The following is a 17,840-nucleotide window of genomic DNA, read 5'->3' as shown; positions in this document are numbered from 1 at the left end:
CAAGGGAGTTTGCCATGCGGCGCGTCGTCGTGACCGGAATGGGCATCGTGTCCTCGATCGGCAACGATCTGAACGAGGTCACCGCCTCGCTGCGCGAGGCGAAGTCGGGCATCAGCTTCGCCCAGGACTTTGCCGACAACGGCTTCCGCTGCCGCGTGTGGGGCAAGCCCGAGATCGACGTCTCGGACATGGTGGACCGGCGCGCCATGCGCTTCCTCAGCCAGGGCGGCGCGTGGAACCACGTCGCCATGCGCCAAGCCATCGCCGACTCAGGGCTGCCCGAGAGCGACATTTCCGGCAACGAGCGCACCGGCATCATCATGGGCTCGGGCGGCCCCTCGACGCGCACCCTGATCGAGGCCGCCGAGATCACCCGCAAGAACAACTCGCCGAAGCGCATCGGTCCCTTCGCCGTGCCGAAGGCGATGTCGTCGACGGCATCCGCGACGCTTGCGACCTGGTTCAAGATCCACGGCGTCAACTACTCGATCTCGTCGGCCTGCTCGACCTCGGCGCACTGCATCGGCAACGCCGCCGAGATGATCCAGTGGGGCAAGCAGGACGTGATGTTCGCGGGCGGCCACGAGGACCTCGACTGGACGATGTCGAACCTCTTCGACGCGATGGGCGCCATGTCCTCGGACTTCAACGATCGTCCCTCGGTCGCTTCGCGCGCCTACGACAAGAACCGCGACGGCTTCGTGATCGCGGGCGGCGCGGGCGTCGTGGTGCTCGAGGAATATGAGCGGGCGGTGGCACGCGGCGCCAAGATCTATGCCGAGCTCGTCGGCTACGGCGCGACCTCGGACGGCTACGACATGGTGGCCCCGTCCGGCGAGGGCGCGATCCGCTGCATGCGGCAGGCGCTGTCCACCGTCAAGGGCCGGGTCGACTACGTGAACACGCACGGCACCTCGACGCCGGTCGGCGACTCGAAGGAGATCGGCGCGATCCGCGAGGTGTTCGGCGACGACATGCCGTACGTCCAGTCGACCAAGTCGCTGACCGGCCATTCGCTGGGTGCGGCGGGCGCGCAGGAGGCGATCTACTCGCTCCTGATGATGCAGGCCGGCTTCATCGGCGAAAGCGCCCATATCGAGGAGCTCGATCCCGAGTTCGAGGGCGTGCCCATCGTGCGCAAGCGCATCGACGACGCCAAGGTGGACATCGCCCTGTCCAATTCGTTCGGCTTTGGCGGCACCAACGCCACGCTCGTGTTCCAGCGCGTCGGCGCCTGAGGAAGCTTCCCTGATGACCGGACTGATGACGGGCAAGCGCGGCCTCGTAATGGGCGTCGCCAACCACAACTCGATCGCCTGGGGCGCGGCGCGCTCGCTCGCCGCCCAAGGCGCCGAGATCGGCTTCAGCTACCAGGGCGAGGCCTTCGGCAAGCGGCTTCGGCCGCTCGCCGCCGAGATCGGCTCCACCCTTCTCGTCGATTGCGACGTTGAGGACATCGCCTCGGTCGACAACCTCTTCGCCACGCTCGAAAAGGCGTGGGGGCGCATCGACTTCGTGGTTCATGCCATCGGCTTCTCCGACAAGAACGAGCTGAAGGGCCTCTACGCCGACACGACGCGCGAGAACTTCACGCGGACGATGGTGATCTCCTGCTTCTCGTTCACCGAGGTCGCCAAGCGCGCGGCCGCGATCATGAACGAGGGCGGCTCGATGGTGACGCTGACCTATGGCGGCTCGATGCGCGTCATGCCGAACTACAACGTGATGGGCGTCGCCAAGGCCGCGCTGGAAGCCTCGGTGCGCTACCTCGCGGCCGATTTCGGCCCCCGCGACATCCGCGTCAACGCCGTCTCGGCAGGCCCCTTGCGCACGCTGGCGGGTGCGGGCGTCTCCGACGCGCGCCTGATGCTGAACTATCAGCGCCGCAACTCGCCGATGCGCCGCAACGTGACGCACGAGGAGGTCGGCAACTCGACGCTCTACCTCCTGTCCGACCTGTCGCGAGGCGTCACCGGCGAGGTCCACTACGTCGATGCCGGCTACAACATCATGTCGATGCCTGCGCTCGACGAATTGAAGGCGCAGGAGCGCCGGGCCGAGATCGCCGGCGAGGTGGATCCAGCCACCGCCGGCTGACCGGTCTTCAATCCTGGCGGAGACGCTCGCCGATCTCCGCCATTGAGGCCGATACATGGTCGGCGCCCGCCGCCCGAAGCGCCTCCGCCGCCGCCGGCCCCATGTGGCTCGCGCCGGTATAGCCGATGGCCGTCATCCCGGCGGCCTTGGCGGCGGTGATCCCGAAGCGCGAATCCTCGATGACGACGCAGCGGCGGGGATCGGCACCCATGCGCGCGCTCGCGTGGAGGAAGAGGTCCGGCGCCGGCTTGCCGCGCCGGACTTCCGATGCCGAAAACACCGCATCGTCCGGAAAGTAGGCGTCGAGCCCGGTGACGCGGAGGCTGAGGCGCAGGCGGTCGGGATGCGAGGACGAGGCGACGCAGCGACGAAGGTCGGAGACGGCGAGAAGGCCGACGACGCCCTCGCAGGGCCTCAGCCGCTCGCGAAACACCGCCGCCGTCGCCGGCCAGAGATCGGCCTCCGCGCCCGGCGGTAGCGCTCGACCCGTTACGGCGGCGAGCGCCGCCAGCCCGTCGACGGTCTTCATGCCGATAATGGTGGCAAAAAGCTCGCCCGACACTGCGATCCCATGCGCCCGATGCAGCGCGATCAACGCTTCACCGGCCAGATGCTCGCTGTCGACCAGCACCCCGTCGCAGTCGAAGATGACGAGATCGGGCACGACCCCTCTCAGGCGAAGCGCGCGCGGATCGCGGCGGCGACCCGCATCGGCGCCTCGAGGCTCGGCAGGTGCCCGCACTCCTCCAGAAGCATGAACTCCGCGTCGGGCATCGCCTCCGCCATCGCGCGCCCGGCGTCCGGCGCGGAGAAGCTGTCCGCCTCCCCCCAGACGAGAAGCGAGCGGCAGGCGAGGCGCTGGAGGTCCGCCGTGCGGTCGGGCCGCGTCATCAGCGCCTCGTTCTGGGCAAGAAGCCGGTCGATGCCGGCGCGTGCGGCCATCGCGCGGAAGATGTCGGCCGCCTCCTGGCCGCGCCCGTCCGGCTCGTAGACGATCGCACGCGCCATGTCCTCCAGCATCTCCGCCCCGCCGTCCGCCTCGATCGCCGCGCGGCGGCGGTCGAACGGCTCGCGGCTCGCCGGCCCCTGCGGCGCCGCGCCCATGACCACGAGGCCCTGGACCAGCGAAGGCGCGGCCAGCGCCGCCTCGCGCGCGACATGCCCGCCGAACGACGTCCCGGCGACGATGAACGGCTTGCCCTCCGCGGCGTCCACGATCTCGCGGGCGCAGGCCGCCATGTCGGGCGCGGCCGGCACCACCGTGCGGCAGTCGAAGTCAGGCCGCAGGAGCGCGATCAACGGCTCGTAGAGATCGCCGTCGCAGGCGAAGGCGGGCACGAGGATCAGGCGCATGGACACTCCGGCGGTCGGGATGGGTGCCCTGATGTAGGGCACGGGCATGAGGATGCGATGACAGCCCCGCCGTTGCCGCCGGAGCGGCGCGGGTCTAAAGCGAAAGCGAACACCCCTCCCCCTCACCCTACGCTCTCGGAACCCATCATGCAGCAACGACCGCTCGGGCGCACGGATCTGCGCGTCAGCCGGATCTGCCTCGGCACCATGACCTTTGGCGAACAGAACACCGAAGGCGACGCGCACGAGCAGCTCGACCGCGCCGTGGAGCGCGGCGTCAACTTCCTCGACGCCGCCGAGCTCTACCCCATTCCCCCGAAGGCGGAGACGCAGGGGCGCACGGAAGCCTATATCGCCTCGTGGCTGCGGGCGCGCGGCAATCGCGACCGCATGGTGATCGCGACCAAGGTCGTCGGCCGCTCCACCTCGACCTGGTTCCGCGCCGACGGTTCGGAGCCGCGCCTCGACCGTCGCAATGTCGTCGAAGCCGTCGAGGGGTCGCTGAAGCGCCTCGGCATCGACTGCATCGACCTCTACCAGATCCACTGGCCGGACCGCCCGACCGCGGGCTTCGGCTCGGTGCCGACGCGCTGGAAGACGCCCGATCCCGTTCTGGACGAGGTGGCGATCGAGGAAACGGCGGACGTCTTCCAGGACCTCGTGCGGGACGGCAAGATCCGCCACGCCGGCCTGTCGAACGAGAGCGCCTGGGGCACGATGCGCTGGCTGACGCTCGCCGACGCCGGCCGAGCGCCGCGCATGGCGAGCATCCAGAACGCCTACAACCTCTTGAACCGCACCTTCGAGACGGCGCAGGCCGAGATCGCCGTGCGCGAGGGCATCGGCCTCCTCGCCTACTCGCCGCTGGCGCAAGGATACCTCACGGGCAAGTATGCCGGCGGCGCACGCCCCGCCGGCTCGCGCAAAGCGCTGTTCGATCGACTGCAGCGATACGAGAAGCCGGGCACGGCGGAGGCGGTCGCCGCCTATGTGGCCCTCGCGCGCGAGTTCGGCCTGGCGCCGGCCACCTTCGCCAACGCCTTCGTGCTGGCGCAGGACTTCGTCACGGCCTCGATCATCGGCGCGACGACGATGGCGCAACTCGACGAATGCCTCGCCGCCGAGGACGTCGCGTGGACCGCGGAGATGCAGGACGCGGTGGACGGCCTGCACCAGCGCTACGGCAACCCGGCCCCTTGAGCCGTCAGTTCCCGGTCGGGGCGGCATCCCCGCCCCGACCGGCCACCGCGTCGCGCAGCCGCCGCGCGTCCGCGGTCATCTCCCGCAGCCGATCGAGCGACAGTCCGGCCGCGGACACCAGCGCTTCTCCGAGACAGCGGCTGCGGTCGGCGAGATCGCGGCCAGCGTCGGTCAGCCGCACGATGACCTGCCGCGCGTCGGCCGTGTCGCGCTCGCGCGTCACGAAGCCCGACGCGGCCAGGCGCGTCACCAGCGGGGTCATCGTGCTCGGCTCGAGGTCCAATCGGGACGCGAGGTCGCCGACGCGCTGGCCGTCCGCCTCCCACAGGACCGACAGCGTCAGGTACTGCGGGTAGGTGATGCCCCACTCGTCGAGGATCGGCTTATAGAGCCGGCCGATCGCCATCGACGCGCCGTAGAGCGCGAAACACAGATGGTCGTCGAGCGGGAGCGGCGAGTTCGCGCGCGTCATGGTTTCAGCCTCGGTCCGGTGCGGTTTTTATTTATCACGATAGTTTTCCGCTGGACAAGAGTCGGGCCGGCCTCTAAGTTGGCGTTTATCGCGATAACCAATTGCGCCAACGAGGAGAAGGTTCCATGCCCGTCGACACGATCTACAAGACCCGCGCCACGGCCTCCGGCGGCGGCCGTGACGGCCACGTCCGCTCCGAGGACGGCAACCTCGACCTGAACCTCGTCGTCCCGAAGGAGATGGGCGGACCGGGCGGCGACGGCGCCAACCCGGAGAAGCTGTTCGCCGCCGGTTACTCCGCCTGCTTCCTCGGCGCCATGCGCGCCGTGTCCTCGAAGGTCGGCGTGAAGGTGCCGAACGATGCGACGGTGACCGCCGAGATCGGCTTCGGCCCGCGCTCGGAAGGCGGCTACGGCATCACCGCCGATCTCACGATCTCGCTGCCCGGCCTCGACCGCGCCGACGCGCAGAAGCTCGTCGACACCGCCCATCAGGTCTGCCCCTATTCCAACGCCACCCGCAACAATCTCGACGTCGGCCTGACCATCGTCTGACCGCATCGCGATCGCGCGAGAAAAGGCCCCGGCGGACGCTCCGCCGGGGCCTTTTCGTCTCGCGGTGGGCACCCCTTTTCCCGAACGAAAAGGGGTGGCCCATGGGCCGCCCCTTCGATCGCTGTGAGGACGACGGGATTACTCCGCGTCGTCTTCCTTGGCCTTCTTGATCTCCTCGCCGGTCGCCTGATCGACGACCTTCATGGAGAGGCGGACCTTGCCGCGCTCGTCGAAGCCCATGAGCTTGACCCAGACCTTCTGACCCTCCTTGACGACGTCCTGCGTCTTCTGAACGCGGTCGGCGGCCAGCTGCGAGATGTGGACGAGGCCGTCGCGCGAGCCGAAGAAGTTCACGAAGGCGCCGAACTCGACGCACTTCACCACCGTACCCTCGTAGATCTCGCCGACTTCCGGCTCGGCCACGATCGAGTGGATCCACTTCTTGGCGGCCTCGATCTCCTTGCCGGAGGACGAGGCGATCTTCACGGTGCCGTCGTCCTCGATGTTGATCTTGGCGCCGGTCTTCTCGACGATCTCGCGGATCACCTTGCCGCCCGAGCCGATCACGTCGCGGATCTTGTCGGTCGGGATCTGCATGACCTCGATGCGCGGCGCGAACTCGCCGAGCTCGGCGCGGGCCGACCCCAGCGCCTTGTTCATCTCGGCGAGAATGTGCTCGCGGCCGCCCTTGGCCTGCTCGAGGGCGATCTTCATGATCTCCTCGGTGATGCCCTGGATCTTGATGTCCATCTGCAGCGAGGTGATGCCCCGGTCGGTGCCGGCCACCTTGAAGTCCATGTCGCCGAGGTGGTCCTCGTCGCCGAGGATGTCGGACAGGACCGCGAAGCGCTCACCCTCGAGGATGAGGCCCATGGCGATGCCGGCCACCGGGCGCGCCAGCGGAACGCCGGCGTCCATCAGCGCCAGCGAGGTGCCGCAGACGGTCGCCATCGAGGACGAACCGTTGGACTCCGTCACTTCCGAGACGGCGCGGATCGTGTAGGGGAAGGCTTCCTTGGCCGGCAGCATCGGGCGGATGGCGCGCCAGGCGAGCTTGCCGTGACCGATCTCGCGGCGGCCGGGCGAACCCATGCGGCCCGTCTCGCCGACCGAGTACGGGGGGAAGTTGTAGTGAAGGAGGAAGGTCTCCTTGTAGGTGCCCGTCAGGCTGTCGACGTACTGCTCGTCCTCGCCGGTGCCGAGGGTCGCCACCACCAGCGCCTGCGTCTCGCCGCGCGTGAAGAGCGCCGAGCCGTGGGTGCGCGGCAGGATGCCGGCCTCGGAGACGATCTGGCGCACGGTCGACAGGTCGCGCCCGTCGATGCGGCTCTTGGTGTCGAGGATGTTCCAGCGCACGATCTTGGCCTGGAGCTCCTTGAAGACCGTACCGACGTCTTCCTTCGGCGCCTTCGGGTCCTGACCCTCGGGCAGGAAGTGCGCCATGACCTTGGCCTTCACCGCGTCGACGGCGGCGTAGCGGGCCTGCTTGTCGGTGTTCTTGTAGGCGTCGCGCAGCTCGGCCTCGGCCAGACCCAGCATCTCGCTTTCGAGCGCCGAGTGATCGGGCACCGTGTGGTTGCGCGGCTCCTTGGCGGCATGCTCGGCGAGCTTGATGATCGCCTCGATCACCGGCTGGAAGCCCTTGTGACCGAACATGACGGCGCCGAGCATCGTCTCTTCGTCGAGCTCGTGTGCCTCGGACTCCACCATCAGCACGGCGTCCTGCGTGCCGGCGACCACGAGGTCGAGCTTGGACTCGCCCATCTCGTCGACATGCGGATTCAGCTTGAACTCGCCGTTGATGTAGCCGACGCGCGCGCCGCCGATCGGACCCATGAAGGGCACGCCGGACAGCGTCAGCGCCGCGGAGGCCGCGACCATCGCGAGGACGTCCGGGTCGTTCTCGAGGTCATGCTGCAGGACGGTGACGACGACCTGCGTGTCGTTCTTGTAGCCTTCCGCAAAGAGCGGGCGGATCGGACGGTCGATCAGGCGCGAGACCAGCGTTTCCTTCTCGGAGGGACGGCCCTCGCGCTTGAAGTAGCCGCCCGGGATCTTGCCGGCGGCGAACGCCTTTTCCTGGTAGTTGACGGTCAGCGGGAAGAAGTCGAAGCCGGGCTTGGGGGCCTTGGCCGAGACGACGGTCGCGAGCACGGCGGTCTCGCCGTAGGTGGCGAGCACTGCGCCGTCGGCCTGACGGGCGATCTTGCCGGTTTCGAGGGTCAGCGTGCGGCCGCCCCATTCGATCTCGACCTTGTGGGTATTGAACATGCGATAGGCCTCGTGTCTGCGCCGCGACGGATCGCGGCCGGGCAAAGGGAAACGCGCATGGGCAAGACGGCGGGAGGCTTCCGGTCGCGGCGCGGCTAGAGGTCAGCGGCGCCCGGGCACGATGGGTTCCGTCCGGCGCACGGCCGTCGGGATCATGCCGGGAAGCATCCGGCAATCCTGCCCCATGAGCGTTGGGCTCTCTGGCGCGGCGCTCGATGGAGCAGCCGGCCGGGACAGGCTTTCCCCGCCGGGGCGGGAGAAGCTGGTTCGAAATGCGGGCGCGGCGCTCACGGACCCTTGAGCGCCGCGCCGAATGACGGATTTAGCGACGCAGGCCGAGACGGCCGATCAGCGCGGTGTAGCGCTCTTCCTCGCGCTCCTTCAGGTAGTCGAGGAGGCGGCGACGCTGGGACACCATCTTGAGAAGGCCACGACGCGAGTGGTTGTCCTTCTTGTGGCCCTTGAAGTGTTCGGTCAGGTTGGCGATGCGCTCCGACAGAAGGGCGACCTGCACCTCGGGCGAACCGGTGTCGCCTTCCTTGGTGCCGTATTCCTTCATGAGTTCGGCTTTGCGCTCGAGCGTGATCGACATCGTATATCCCTTTCTTGGAGAATCTGGAGGGTTGGGACGCCCTAGCCGGGATGTCGTCCAGCCAGGGCCATGATGCGAGGCCCGGTCGGAACGGCCGGGCACGCGGGGCGGGTATAGGCGCATTCCGCAGGGAATGCCAGCCCGGAACGGATGGGCCGCGTTCTAGCCGCGACCGCCGAAGACGCGCTTGGGGTGGAACGAGCCCTGGTCGATCGAGCCGATCGCGACGAGCCGCCCATGACCTGTGGCATAGGCTTCGTCGCAGAAGGCCGGCGCATCGCGGCCGCGCAGGAGCACCGGATTGCCCGACAGCACCCGCCCCGCCTGATCGTCGGTGAGCGTCACCTCGTAGAGGTCCGAGAGCGCGGTCGCCGCGTCCAGAACGATCTCGTCGAGCGCGGTGAAGTCGGTGATGCGCGCGCGCGCGCCCGCTTCCGCCGCCTCCGGCGTCAGCTCCTCCAGCCCCTCTTCGGCCGCATCCATCAGTTCGTCGAGCGTGACCATGTCGTCCTCGTCGAACGAGCCGACGCGCACCCGGCGAAGCTCGGTGATGTGGCCGAAGCAGCCGAGGTCGCGCCCGAGGTCGCGAGCGATGGCTCTGACATAGGTGCCCTTGCCGCATTCGGCCTCGAAGGTCGTGGTCGAGGCGTCGGGCATCTCAACGATCGCCAGCCGGTGCACCGTCACGGTGCGCGCGGCGATCTCGACGGTCTCGCCGGCGCGCGCCAGATCGTAGGCGCGCTCGCCCTCGATCTTGATCGCCGAGAAGGCCGGCGGCACCTGGGAGATCTCACCGGTGTAGTTCGGCAGAAGCGTCTCGATGTCGGCGCGGGACGGCCGGCGGTCGGAGGCGTTGACCACCGGGCCCTCCGTGTCGTCGGTCGTCGTCTCCGCGCCCCAGGACACGGTAAAGCGATAGGTCTTCTGCCCGTCCATCACGAAGGGCACGGTCTTCGTCGCGTCGCCCAACGCGATCGGCAGCATGCCGGACGCCAGCGGGTCGAGCGTGCCGGCGTGTCCCGCCTTCTGCGCGAAATAGAGCCACTTGATCTTCGAGACGGCTTCCGTGGAGCCCATGCCTTTCGGCTTGTCGAAGATCACCCAGCCGGAAATCGGGCGGCCCTTCGGCTTCTTCCCGCGACGTGCCATCAGTTGTCGTCCTCGTCGTCTGCCGTCCCTTGCGTGTCGCGCAGGACCTCCGGCGAGCGCAGGAGCGCGTCGATCCGGGCATAGTTGTCGAAACTGTCGTCCTGCCGGAAGCGGACCTCCGGCATGTACTTCATCTGCCTGAGCGCCGGCGTCAGCCGCCCCCGCAGGAACCGCGCGTGGCCGTTGAGGGCCTGCACGTAGGGGTCCACCTTCTCCTGCCCGAACACCGTGACATAGGCGGTGGCGAGCTTCAGATCGGGGCTCATGCGCACTTCCGTCACGCTGATCACGGCGTTTTCGAGGAGCGGGTCCAGGATCTCGCGACGCTGCAGCGTTTCGGTCAGTGCGTGGCGGACCTTCTCGCCCACCGACAGCTGACGCTGCGAGGGCCCTTTCGGGGCTTTGGTATGCTTGGCCATGGCTGGTTGCTCCTAGGCGGGAGGCCGCATCGTCCCTCGTGCGAACGCAACTGCAAAGCCCGGCGTCGCCGCCGGGCTTTGCGCATTTTGTCCGGTCGGGCGGCCCCCTCGAGGACCGCCGTCTGGGGATCAGAGCGTGCGGGCGATGTGCTCCACGCGGAAGTTCTCGATGATATCGCCGACGCGAATATCCTCGTAGTTCTGGAAGGCCATGCCGCACTCCTGGCCGCCCGGCACCTCGGCGACTTCGTCCTTGAAGCGCTTGAGCGTCTTGAGCGTGCCTTCGTGGATGACCACGCCGTCGCGGATGAGGCGCACGCCCGCACCGCGCTCGACCTTGCCTTCCGTGACGCGGCAGCCCGCGACCTTGCCGATCTTGGTGATGTGGAACACCTCCAGGATTTCGGCATTGCCGAGGAACGTCTCGCGCCGCTCGGGCGACAGGAGGCCCGACATCGCCTGCTTCACGTCATCCACGAGGTCGTAGATGATGTTGTAGTAGCGGATCTCGATCCCCTCGCGCTCGGCGAGCTGACGGGCCTGCGCGTTGGCACGCACGTTGAAGCCGATGATCGCGGCGTTCGAGGTGGCGGCCAGCTGGACGTCCGACTCGGTGATGGCACCCGCGCCCGAATGGACGATGCGCGCCTGCACCTCGTCCGTGCCGAGCTTTTCGAGAGCCGTCCCGATCGCCTCGACCGAGCCCTGCACGTCGCCCTTGACGAGCAGCGGGAAGGTCTTGAGGCCGCTTGACTGCAGCTGGTTCATCATCTGCTCGAGCGAGCCGCGCTGACCGGCCGACTTGGCGACCGCCTTCTCGCGCGTCAGGCGCTGGCGGTACTCGGTGATCTCGCGGGCCTGCGCCTCGTCCTTGACCACCGCGAAGCGATCGCCGGCGAGCGGCGTGCCCTGCATGCCGAGGACCTCGACCGGGGTCGACGGACCGGCCTCCTTCATCTGCTTGCCCTGGTCGTTGACCAGCGCGCGCACGCGGCCCCACTGGTCGCCGGCGACCACGATGTCGCCGACGCGCAGCGTACCGGCCTGGACGAGCGTCGTCGCCACCGGGCCGCGACCGCGGTCGAGCTGGGCCTCGATCACCACGCCTTCGGCGGTGCGGTCGGGGTCGGCCTTGAGGTCGAGGATTTCGGCCTGCAGCAGGATCGCCTCGAGAAGCTTGTCGAGGTTGGTGCCGGCCTTGGCCGAAACCTCGACGTCGAGCACCTCACCACCCATGGATTCGACGAACACCTCGTGCTGGAGGAGCTGCGTGCGGACCTTCTGGGCGTCGGCGGCCGGCTTGTCGATCTTGTTGATCGCCACGATGATCGGCACGCCGGCCGCCTTCGCGTGGCTGATCGACTCGATCGTCTGCGGCATGACGCTGTCGTCGGCCGCCACCACGAGGATCGCGATGTCGGTCGCCTGGGCGCCGCGGGCACGCATCGCCGTGAAGGCGGCGTGGCCCGGCGTATCGATGAACGAGATCTTCTGCCCGTTCTGCTCGACCTGATAGGCGCCGATGTGCTGCGTGATGCCGCCGGCTTCGCCCGACACGACGCTGGTCTTGCGGATCGCGTCAAGGAGCGAGGTCTTGCCGTGGTCGACATGGCCCATGATTGTGACGACCGGCGGGCGCGTGACGAGCTTCTCGGGATCGCTCGCCACGTCGAACATGCCGGTCTCGACGTCCGATTCCGCCACGCGGCGAACCGTGTGACCGAACTCAGACGCGATGATCTCGGCGAGATCGGCGTCGATCACGTCGCCCGGCTTCATCATCTGACCCTGCGCCATCAGGAACTTGATGACGTCCACGGCCCGCTCCGACATGCGGTTGGCGAGTTCCTGGATGGTGATGGTCTCGGGGATAATCACTTCGCGGGCAATCTTCTCGCGGGTCTGGTTCTGCTGCGAGCGCTTGAACTTCTCCTGACGCCGACGCATCGACGACAGCGAGCGGCCGCGCGCATCCTCGTCGGACAGCGCACGCTCGACATTGACGCGGCCGGCGCCGCGGCGGTCGTCGCCGGTGCGCGCACGCGTCGGCTTGGCGGCGTCGGCAGCCGGCGCACGCGCCGGGCCACGGGCCGCGCCCGGACGACGACGGTCGTCCTCGTCGTCGGCGCGCGTCTTCTTGGTGAGGTCGGTGCGACCGGCCGGGCGCAGGCCGAGACCGTCGTCCACCGGCGGCGGGCCGGGGATGACGTTGACATTGGCCTTCGCGCCGCCCGGACGGGCGGCCGGCTTGTTGGCGGCGCGGCGGGCCGCGTCCTCCTCGGCCTTCTTGCGGGCGGCAGCCTCGAGCTCGAGACGCGCGGTCTCCTCGGCCTGACGGCGCTCAGATTCCTCGCGCTCGGCGCGGCGGCGCTCGTCCTCGGCGACGCGGCGCGCCTCCTCGATCTGGAACAGGCGGCGGTCTTCGGCCTCACGCTGCTGTGCGAGGATCAAGGCGCGGCGACGCGCATCCATCTCCTTGGACGACAGATCCGAGAGGACCGCACCGCGCGGCTGGCGGGCACCGGGCGCGGCAGCCGCCGGGGCGGGACCGCGGCGATCGTCGCGACCGCCCGGCTGGCCCGGACGACCGGCCTGCGCGGGCTGGCCGGGGCGCTGCTGGCTCGGCGCGCCGGGGCGACCGGCCTGCGAGCCGGCATAGCCGGGGCGTGCAGGCTGGCCCGGACGCTGCGCGCCGGCCGGACCGCCGGTGGCGGGACGGGCGGGCGCCGGGGCACCGGGGCGCTGCGCGGAGCCCTGCGGGGCACGCGGCGCCGCCGCGGCGGCGGTCGGAGCGGTGGTCGTGGTGGCCGCAGGAGCGGCGGTTTTGGCGGTATCGCTCAAGGAAGGCTTCGGTGACTCGGGTTCGGAAGGGGGCGTGGAGACGCTCGGCGTCGCGGCCGGAGCCTCGACGACGGGCGCGGCAGGGGCGGCGGCGGCCGGCGCGGGCGCCGGTGCGGGCTCGGCCGAGACAGGTTCGGCAGCGGGTGCGGCAGGCGCCGCCTCGGGTGCCTTGGCGACCGGCTCGGCAGGGGCCGCGGGCGCGACGGGGCGATCGGGGGTGACAGGCGCCTGCGGGTTCTTGGCCGCATGCTCGAGCGCCGCCATCTGCGCGGGCGTCAGGGCCGGTCGTGCGGGAGCCGCCGCGGCCGGTGCGGGCGCAGGTGCTGCAGGCGCCGCTGCGGGCTCGGCCGCCGCGGGCGCATCCTTGGCCGCTTCGCCGGGGACCGAGAACTTGCGCTTCTTGGTCTCCACGACGACGCTCTTCGTGCGCCCGTGCGAGAAGTTCTGCCGCACCGTCGACTGCGAAACGCTGCCGCTCGGCTTCAGGGTCAGGGTCTTCTTCGGGATGACGCTCAGCGTCTTGTCATCGCCCGATTTCGTATCGCTCATTACCGCTTCCGCTTCCTGCGCGGGTTTGTTCCCCGCGCCACTATCCGTGCCTAGAGCATTTTTCAACCGTGCTCAGCCGTTGATCTTAATGGTGGCTTCACGAAGCCGGCGGGTGGCCGGCATCCGCTTCGTTGGTTTCCCGGGCGCTCGCGCCCCGGTAGGTCTCCAGCGCATCGAGGCGCTCGATCAGGGCCGCTCCAGCTCCACCGGGCAAGATGGCCGCGTGTATCACATTCTGGTCGCCCATGGCCAAACCGATTTCGTCGGCGGTGAGCGACTGGTAGGCCGGCACCAGCCGCCCCCCCGTCTCGGCGGCCCGCGCATAACGCGCCCCGTCGAGCTTTCGTATTCCGTCCGCCGCGCCGTCCGAGGCGTGGAGGACCGCGAGAGCCTTGCCGCCCCGAAGCGCGGCATCGACCTTGGTCCACCCGGTCGTCAGCTGGCCGGCCTTGCGGGCCAGCGCCAGAGCGCCTGCCGCCGAGCGCACCAGAAGCGCTTCCAAATCGTCGGCCAGCGTTTCGGTTCCCCTCAGCTCGCGCTTCAGGGCCCGCGGCAGAAGCTTGCGCTTCATCGCCGTCTCGACCACCGAGCGCCGCGCCTCGATGTGGGCGCCGCGTCCCGGCAGCCGGCGCTTGAGGTCCGGCACGACCTGCCCGTCCGGGCCGGCGACGAAGCGGATCAGGGCGTCGGCCGGCAGGGAGCGGCGGGACACGATGCACATGCGCCCATTCATCACCGCCGCCTCCAGGTCCGCGTCGTCGCCCTCGATCATTCGCTCGCTCAGGCCTCCTCGGCCTCGTCGTCACCTTCGGCCGCCGGCGCATCCGCCTCGACCCAGCCGGCCATCACGCGGGCCTGCATGATCATCGCCTCGGCGTCCTGACGGCTCACGTCGAAGGCCGAGAGCGCGCCGGTGAACTTCTTCGTCTCGCCGTCCTTGCGCTCGGTCCAGCCGACGAGATCGTCGGCCGCGCAGCCCGCGAAGTCTTCGACGCTCTTCACGCCGTCCTCGCCAAGCGCGACGAGCATGGCCGTCGTCAGGCCCTCGACCTGGCGAAGATCGTCCTCGACGCCGAGCGCGCGGCGCTTGTCGTCGAGATCCTTCTCGCGCTGGTCGAGGAACTCTTTTGCGCGGTTCTGGATCTCGGCCGCCGTGTCCTCGTCGAAGCCCTCGATCGAGGCGACCTCGGAATTGTCGACGTAGGCGACTTCCTCGACGCTCGCAAAGCCTTCCGACGCCAGGAGCTGGCCGACCATCTCGTCGACGTTCAGGGCGTCCATGAAGAGGGCCGAGCGCTCGGTGAACTCCTTCTGGCGACGCTGCGACTCTTCCTCTTCGGTGAGGATGTCGATGTCCCAGCCGGTGAGCTGCGAGGCGAGACGCACGTTCTGGCCGCGACGACCGATCGCAAGGCTCAACTGGTCATCCGGGACCACGACTTCAATGCGCTCGGCGTCCTCGTCGAGCACGACCTTGGCGACTTCCGCCGGCTGCAGCGCATTGACGAGGAAGGAGGCCGCGTCCGGCGACCAGGGAATGATGTCGATCTTCTCGCCCTGAAGTTCGCCGACGACGGCCTGGACGCGGCTGCCGCGCATGCCGACGCAGGCGCCGACCGGATCGACGGACGAATCGCGGCTGACCACCGCGATCTTGGCGCGCGAGCCCGGATCACGGGCGACCGCCTTGATCTCGATGATGCCGTCGTAGATTTCCGGCACTTCCATGGTGAAAAGCTTCGCCATGAACTGCGGATGGGTGCGCGACAAGAAGATCTGCGGGCCCCGCTGCTCGCGGCGCACGTCGTAGACGAAGGCGCGCACGCGGTCGCCGTAGCGGAAGAGCTCGCGCGGGATCTGCTCGTCGCGTCGGATGATGCCCTCGCCCTTGCCGAGATCGACGATGACGTTGCCGTACTCGACGCGCTTCACCGTGCCGTTGACGATCTCGTTCACGCGTCCGATGAACTCGTCGTACTGCTTGTCGCGCTCGGCCTCGCGCACCTTCTGCACGATGACCTGCTTGGCGGACTGGGCGGCGATGCGGCCGAACTCCATCGGCGGCAGCTGCTCGGCGATGAAGTCGCCGGGCTCGGCGTCGGGGTTCTTGTCGCGCGCGAGATCGAGATAGATCTGCGTCGCGGGGTCCTCGACCTCCTCGACCACTTCGAGAAGGCGCTGCAGCTTCATCTCGCCGGTCTTGGTGTTGATGTCGACACGGATGTTGGTTTCCTGGCCATAGCGCGAGCGGGCGGCCTTCTGGATCGCGTCCGCCATCGCGGCGATCACGATCTCCCGATCGATCGACTTCTCGCGCGCCACGGCATCCGCGATCTGCAGAAGCTCGAGTCGATTCGCACTGACTGCCATGTTCACGTCTCCTGTCGAAAGCCGCCGGGCATCCAAGGCTCCGGCCCTTCGGGAAGGGAAGCCGGCGCCCTTGGTTGCGCCGCGTCCCGTCGTCTCATCAATGCGCGCCGGGCGCTCCGGCTGCGTCCGGCATCTCGTCTTCGTCCTCGATCGGCAGACCCTTCGCCTTGCGCGCGGCCTTGTCGGCCTTGAGGGACGCCGCGATCAGGTCGTCGGTCAGGATCAGCCGGGCCTCCGCCAGGGCATCGAACGGCACCTCGACGATCTTGTCCTCGCCCTCCGACACCGCGTCACGCTCCAGCCGGAAGCCCTCGTCCGACACGGACAAGATGCGCCCCCGGAAGCGTTTGCGGTTGGCGACGAGGCGCGTCGTCTCCAACTTCATCAGCTGGCCGGCCCAGGCTTCGAAGTCGCCGACACGCACCAGCGGACGGTCGATGCCGGGCGAGGAGATCTCGAGATGGTAGGCCCGGTCCATCGGGTCCTCGACGTCGAGGACCGGAGAGATGCCACGAGAGACCGCCTCGCAATCCTCGACGCTCATCGAGCCGTCCGGCCGCTCGGCCATGATCTGCAGCGTCGTGCCGTTCATCGCCGAGACGCGGATGCGCACGAGGCGGTAGCCGAGCTGCTCGATCACGGGCTCCAGAAGGGCGGCGATGCGGCCTTCGAGGCCCTGTTCGATGATGATGCGCTTGTCCGTCACGAAGTCTCCGGTCGTGCCTCGGGACGCTCACTGAAGCTGTCCCGCCTGCGGCGACCGCCGGATCTCCTGCCGAGGCTATGCCCCTAACAAAAAAGAGCGGGACCGGGAGGACCCACTCTCACGATCGCATCGCAGAGAATTTGAACCCCATATACAGCCGAAGCGCCGCCATGGCAAGGCGAGCGCCCCCTTCCCGTCGCCCCCCTTCCCGTCAAAGGCGGCGGAAGGTGAGGTAGGCGCCCTTGCGACCCTCGCGATGGGCCTTCGCCTCGTAACGCGTGCCCGGCCAGCCTTCGTAGGGCGTGTGCCAGTCGGCCGGACCGTCCGCCTCCCACGCGAACGCGGGGTGGTCGCGCAGGTGCTGCAGCGTCCAGTCGACATAGGTCTCGATGTCGGAAGCGAAGCGGAAGCGCCCGCCGGGCTTCAGGACACGCGCCATGCGCTGGAGCGTGCGCAGGTTCACGAAGCGACGCTTCCAGTGTTTCCGCTTCGGCCAGGGGTCGGGATAGAAGAGGTCGATCCCGTCGAGCGAGGCGTCCGGCAGCCAGTCGAGAAGCAGCGTCGCGTCGTCGCCGAAGAGGCGAAGGTTCGCGCGGGGGCCCTCCTCCAGCGCCACCAGCATCTTGGCCATCGAGTTGACGAAGGGCTCGACGCCGATAAAGCCGGTGGCCGGGTGACGACCGGATTCGAGATGCAGATGCTCGCCGCCGCCGAACCCGATCTCGAGCCGCACCGCCTCGACGGGCGCCGAGAAAAGCGTCCGCAGATCGGCCGGTGCGCGCTGAGAGAGGTCAAGCGCCAGCGAGGGCAGCGCCTCGCGCAAGAGCCCCGCCTGCAGCGGGCGCAGCGTCTTGCCGCGCGAGCGCCCGAAGAAGTTCTCCCGGACGCGCGTGCGTTCGCCGTTCGTCCGTCGTTCAGCGGCCAAGTTTCGCCTTCAGCTTGGCGACGAGGTCGGTGCGCTCCCAGGAGAACGAGCCGTCGCGGCCGGGCTTGCGGCCGAAATGGCCGTAGGCCGAGGTCTTGGCGTAGATCGGGCGCGCGAGGTCGAGATGCTCGCGGATGCCACGCGGCGTGAGATCCATCAGCTCGCGCAGCGCCTTCTCGAGCGCCGTCTCGTCGACCTTGCCGGTGCCGTGCAGGTCGACATAGACCGACACCGGCTCGGCGACGCCGATGGCGTAGGAGAGCTGGATGGTGCAGCGCTCGGCGAGATTGGCCGCGACGACGTTCTTGGCGAGATAGCGTGCGGCATAGGCCGCCGAGCGAT

General features: G+C 68.9%; 17 protein-coding genes and 1 pseudogene. 4 read left to right on the top strand and 14 right to left on the bottom strand.

Features of this window, described 5'->3' with window-relative positions; all coding sequences use genetic code 11:
* Positions 1–14: 14 nt before the first annotated feature.
* Positions 15–1,238: a beta-ketoacyl-ACP synthase I gene (fabB, locus tag QZ753_RS16240; protein WP_294645097.1), complete on the top strand. Its 1,224-nt coding sequence runs from the start codon at positions 15–17 to the stop codon at positions 1,236–1,238.
* A 13-nt stretch (positions 1,239–1,251) separates the two neighbouring features.
* Complete coding sequence (gene fabI, locus QZ753_RS16235) at positions 1,252–2,097, top strand: enoyl-ACP reductase FabI (RefSeq protein ID WP_294645095.1); 846 nt, start codon at positions 1,252–1,254, stop codon at positions 2,095–2,097.
* Positions 2,098–2,104: 7 nt separating this feature from the next.
* On the opposite strand, the gene QZ753_RS16230 is transcribed toward fabI, so the two are convergent.
* Positions 2,105–2,761, bottom strand: a complete 657-nt coding sequence (locus QZ753_RS16230; protein ID WP_294645093.1) for an HAD family phosphatase — start codon at positions 2,759–2,761, stop codon at positions 2,105–2,107.
* Positions 2,762–2,769: 8 nt separating this feature from the next.
* The gene (locus QZ753_RS16225; protein WP_294645091.1) at positions 2,770–3,450 is read right to left on the bottom strand and encodes an alpha/beta hydrolase; all 681 of its coding nucleotides are present in this window, start codon (positions 3,448–3,450) and stop codon (positions 2,770–2,772) included.
* A gap of 147 nt (positions 3,451–3,597) precedes the next feature.
* Here QZ753_RS16225 and QZ753_RS16220 point away from each other — a divergent pair, with 147 nt between their 5' ends.
* A complete protein-coding gene (locus QZ753_RS16220) occupies positions 3,598–4,650 on the top strand; it encodes an aldo/keto reductase (protein WP_294645089.1) in 1,053 nt (350 codons plus the stop codon).
* A gap of 4 nt (positions 4,651–4,654) precedes the next feature.
* On the opposite strand, the gene QZ753_RS16215 is transcribed toward QZ753_RS16220, so the two are convergent.
* Positions 4,655–5,122, bottom strand: coding sequence for a MarR family winged helix-turn-helix transcriptional regulator (locus QZ753_RS16215; RefSeq protein WP_294645088.1), 468 nt, complete (start codon positions 5,120–5,122; stop codon positions 4,655–4,657).
* A 125-nt stretch (positions 5,123–5,247) separates the two neighbouring features.
* Between QZ753_RS16215 and QZ753_RS16210 the strand changes: the two genes are divergently transcribed.
* Complete coding sequence (locus tag QZ753_RS16210) at positions 5,248–5,676, top strand: organic hydroperoxide resistance protein (protein WP_055893546.1); 429 nt, start codon at positions 5,248–5,250, stop codon at positions 5,674–5,676.
* A gap of 138 nt (positions 5,677–5,814) precedes the next feature.
* On the opposite strand, the gene pnp is transcribed toward QZ753_RS16210, so the two are convergent.
* The 11 genes and pseudogenes from pnp to QZ753_RS16160 form a co-directional block, all read right to left on the bottom strand.
* Positions 5,815–7,947 (bottom strand): polyribonucleotide nucleotidyltransferase, encoded by a 2,133-nt coding sequence (gene pnp, locus QZ753_RS16205; protein WP_294645085.1) that lies wholly within the window; start codon positions 7,945–7,947, stop codon positions 5,815–5,817.
* Between the two features lie 322 nt (positions 7,948–8,269).
* Positions 8,270–8,539: a 30S ribosomal protein S15 gene (gene rpsO, locus QZ753_RS16200; RefSeq protein WP_055893552.1), complete on the bottom strand. Its 270-nt coding sequence runs from the start codon at positions 8,537–8,539 to the stop codon at positions 8,270–8,272.
* Between the two features lie 162 nt (positions 8,540–8,701).
* The gene (gene truB / locus QZ753_RS16195; RefSeq protein ID WP_294645082.1) at positions 8,702–9,688 is read right to left on the bottom strand and encodes a tRNA pseudouridine(55) synthase TruB; all 987 of its coding nucleotides are present in this window, start codon (positions 9,686–9,688) and stop codon (positions 8,702–8,704) included.
* Positions 9,688–10,107 carry a 30S ribosome-binding factor RbfA gene (gene rbfA, locus QZ753_RS16190; RefSeq protein WP_294645080.1) on the bottom strand — a complete coding sequence of 140 codons (420 nt, stop codon included), beginning with the start codon at positions 10,105–10,107 and terminating at the stop codon, positions 9,688–9,690. Before rbfA ends, truB begins: the two co-directional genes overlap by 1 nt.
* 129 nt (positions 10,108–10,236) lie before the next feature.
* The gene (gene infB / locus QZ753_RS16185) at positions 10,237–13,212 is read right to left on the bottom strand and encodes a translation initiation factor IF-2 (protein ID WP_367171522.1); all 2,976 of its coding nucleotides are present in this window, start codon (positions 13,210–13,212) and stop codon (positions 10,237–10,239) included.
* Positions 13,213–13,347: 135 nt separating this feature from the next.
* Positions 13,348–13,497 (bottom strand): annotated as a pseudogene (locus QZ753_RS21065) (translation initiation factor IF-2 associated domain-containing protein); the annotation flags it as partial.
* A 97-nt stretch (positions 13,498–13,594) separates the two neighbouring features.
* Positions 13,595–14,269, bottom strand: a complete 675-nt coding sequence (locus QZ753_RS16180) for an RNA-binding protein (RefSeq protein ID WP_294645077.1) — start codon at positions 14,267–14,269, stop codon at positions 13,595–13,597.
* 8 nt (positions 14,270–14,277) lie between these two features.
* The gene (gene nusA / locus QZ753_RS16175; protein ID WP_294645075.1) at positions 14,278–15,867 is read right to left on the bottom strand and encodes a transcription termination factor NusA; all 1,590 of its coding nucleotides are present in this window, start codon (positions 15,865–15,867) and stop codon (positions 14,278–14,280) included.
* A 97-nt stretch (positions 15,868–15,964) separates the two neighbouring features.
* The gene (gene rimP / locus QZ753_RS16170; RefSeq protein ID WP_294645072.1) at positions 15,965–16,573 is read right to left on the bottom strand and encodes a ribosome maturation factor RimP; all 609 of its coding nucleotides are present in this window, start codon (positions 16,571–16,573) and stop codon (positions 15,965–15,967) included.
* A 211-nt stretch (positions 16,574–16,784) separates the two neighbouring features.
* Positions 16,785–17,498: a tRNA (guanosine(46)-N(7))-methyltransferase TrmB gene (locus QZ753_RS16165; RefSeq protein ID WP_294645070.1), complete on the bottom strand. Its 714-nt coding sequence runs from the start codon at positions 17,496–17,498 to the stop codon at positions 16,785–16,787.
* The coding region (locus QZ753_RS16160; RefSeq protein WP_294645069.1) for a methionine adenosyltransferase domain-containing protein at positions 17,488–17,840 on the bottom strand (353 nt) is incomplete at its 5' end. The genes QZ753_RS16165 and QZ753_RS16160, both read right to left, overlap by 11 nt.

This window comes from uncultured Aureimonas sp. (assembly GCF_913775355.1).
Classification (GTDB): domain Bacteria; phylum Pseudomonadota; class Alphaproteobacteria; order Rhizobiales; family Rhizobiaceae; genus Aureimonas.
Note: the sequence above shows the minus strand (reverse complement) of the source record. Positions and strands in the feature narration are given on the sequence as shown.

Bases quoted from the DNA above. Each gene is read 5' to 3' on its own strand.
- fabB (WP_294645097.1), top strand. From the start codon at position 15: ATGCGGCGCGTCGTCGTGACCGGAATGGGCATCGTGTCCTCGATCGGC.
- fabI (WP_294645095.1), top strand. From the start codon at position 1,252: ATGACCGGACTGATGACGGGCAAGCGCGGCCTCGTAATGGGCGTCGCC.
- QZ753_RS16225 (WP_294645091.1), bottom strand. From the start codon at position 3,450: ATGCGCCTGATCCTCGTGCCCGCCTTCGCCTGCGACGGCGATCTCTAC.
- QZ753_RS16220 (WP_294645089.1), top strand. From the start codon at position 3,598: ATGCAGCAACGACCGCTCGGGCGCACGGATCTGCGCGTCAGCCGGATC.
- QZ753_RS16215 (WP_294645088.1), bottom strand. From the start codon at position 5,122: ATGACGCGCGCGAACTCGCCGCTCCCGCTCGACGACCATCTGTGTTTC.
- QZ753_RS16210 (WP_055893546.1), top strand. From the start codon at position 5,248: ATGCCCGTCGACACGATCTACAAGACCCGCGCCACGGCCTCCGGCGGC.
- pnp (WP_294645085.1), bottom strand. From the start codon at position 7,947: ATGTTCAATACCCACAAGGTCGAGATCGAATGGGGCGGCCGCACGCTG.
- rpsO (WP_055893552.1), bottom strand. From the start codon at position 8,539: ATGTCGATCACGCTCGAGCGCAAAGCCGAACTCATGAAGGAATACGGC.
- truB (WP_294645082.1), bottom strand. From the start codon at position 9,688: ATGGCACGTCGCGGGAAGAAGCCGAAGGGCCGCCCGATTTCCGGCTGG.
- rbfA (WP_294645080.1), bottom strand. From the start codon at position 10,107: ATGGCCAAGCATACCAAAGCCCCGAAAGGGCCCTCGCAGCGTCAGCTG.
- infB (WP_367171522.1), bottom strand. From the start codon at position 13,212: ATGGCGGCGCTCGAGCATGCGGCCAAGAACCCGCAGGCGCCTGTCACC.
- QZ753_RS16180 (WP_294645077.1), bottom strand. From the start codon at position 14,269: ATGATCGAGGGCGACGACGCGGACCTGGAGGCGGCGGTGATGAATGGG.
- nusA (WP_294645075.1), bottom strand. From the start codon at position 15,867: ATGGCAGTCAGTGCGAATCGACTCGAGCTTCTGCAGATCGCGGATGCC.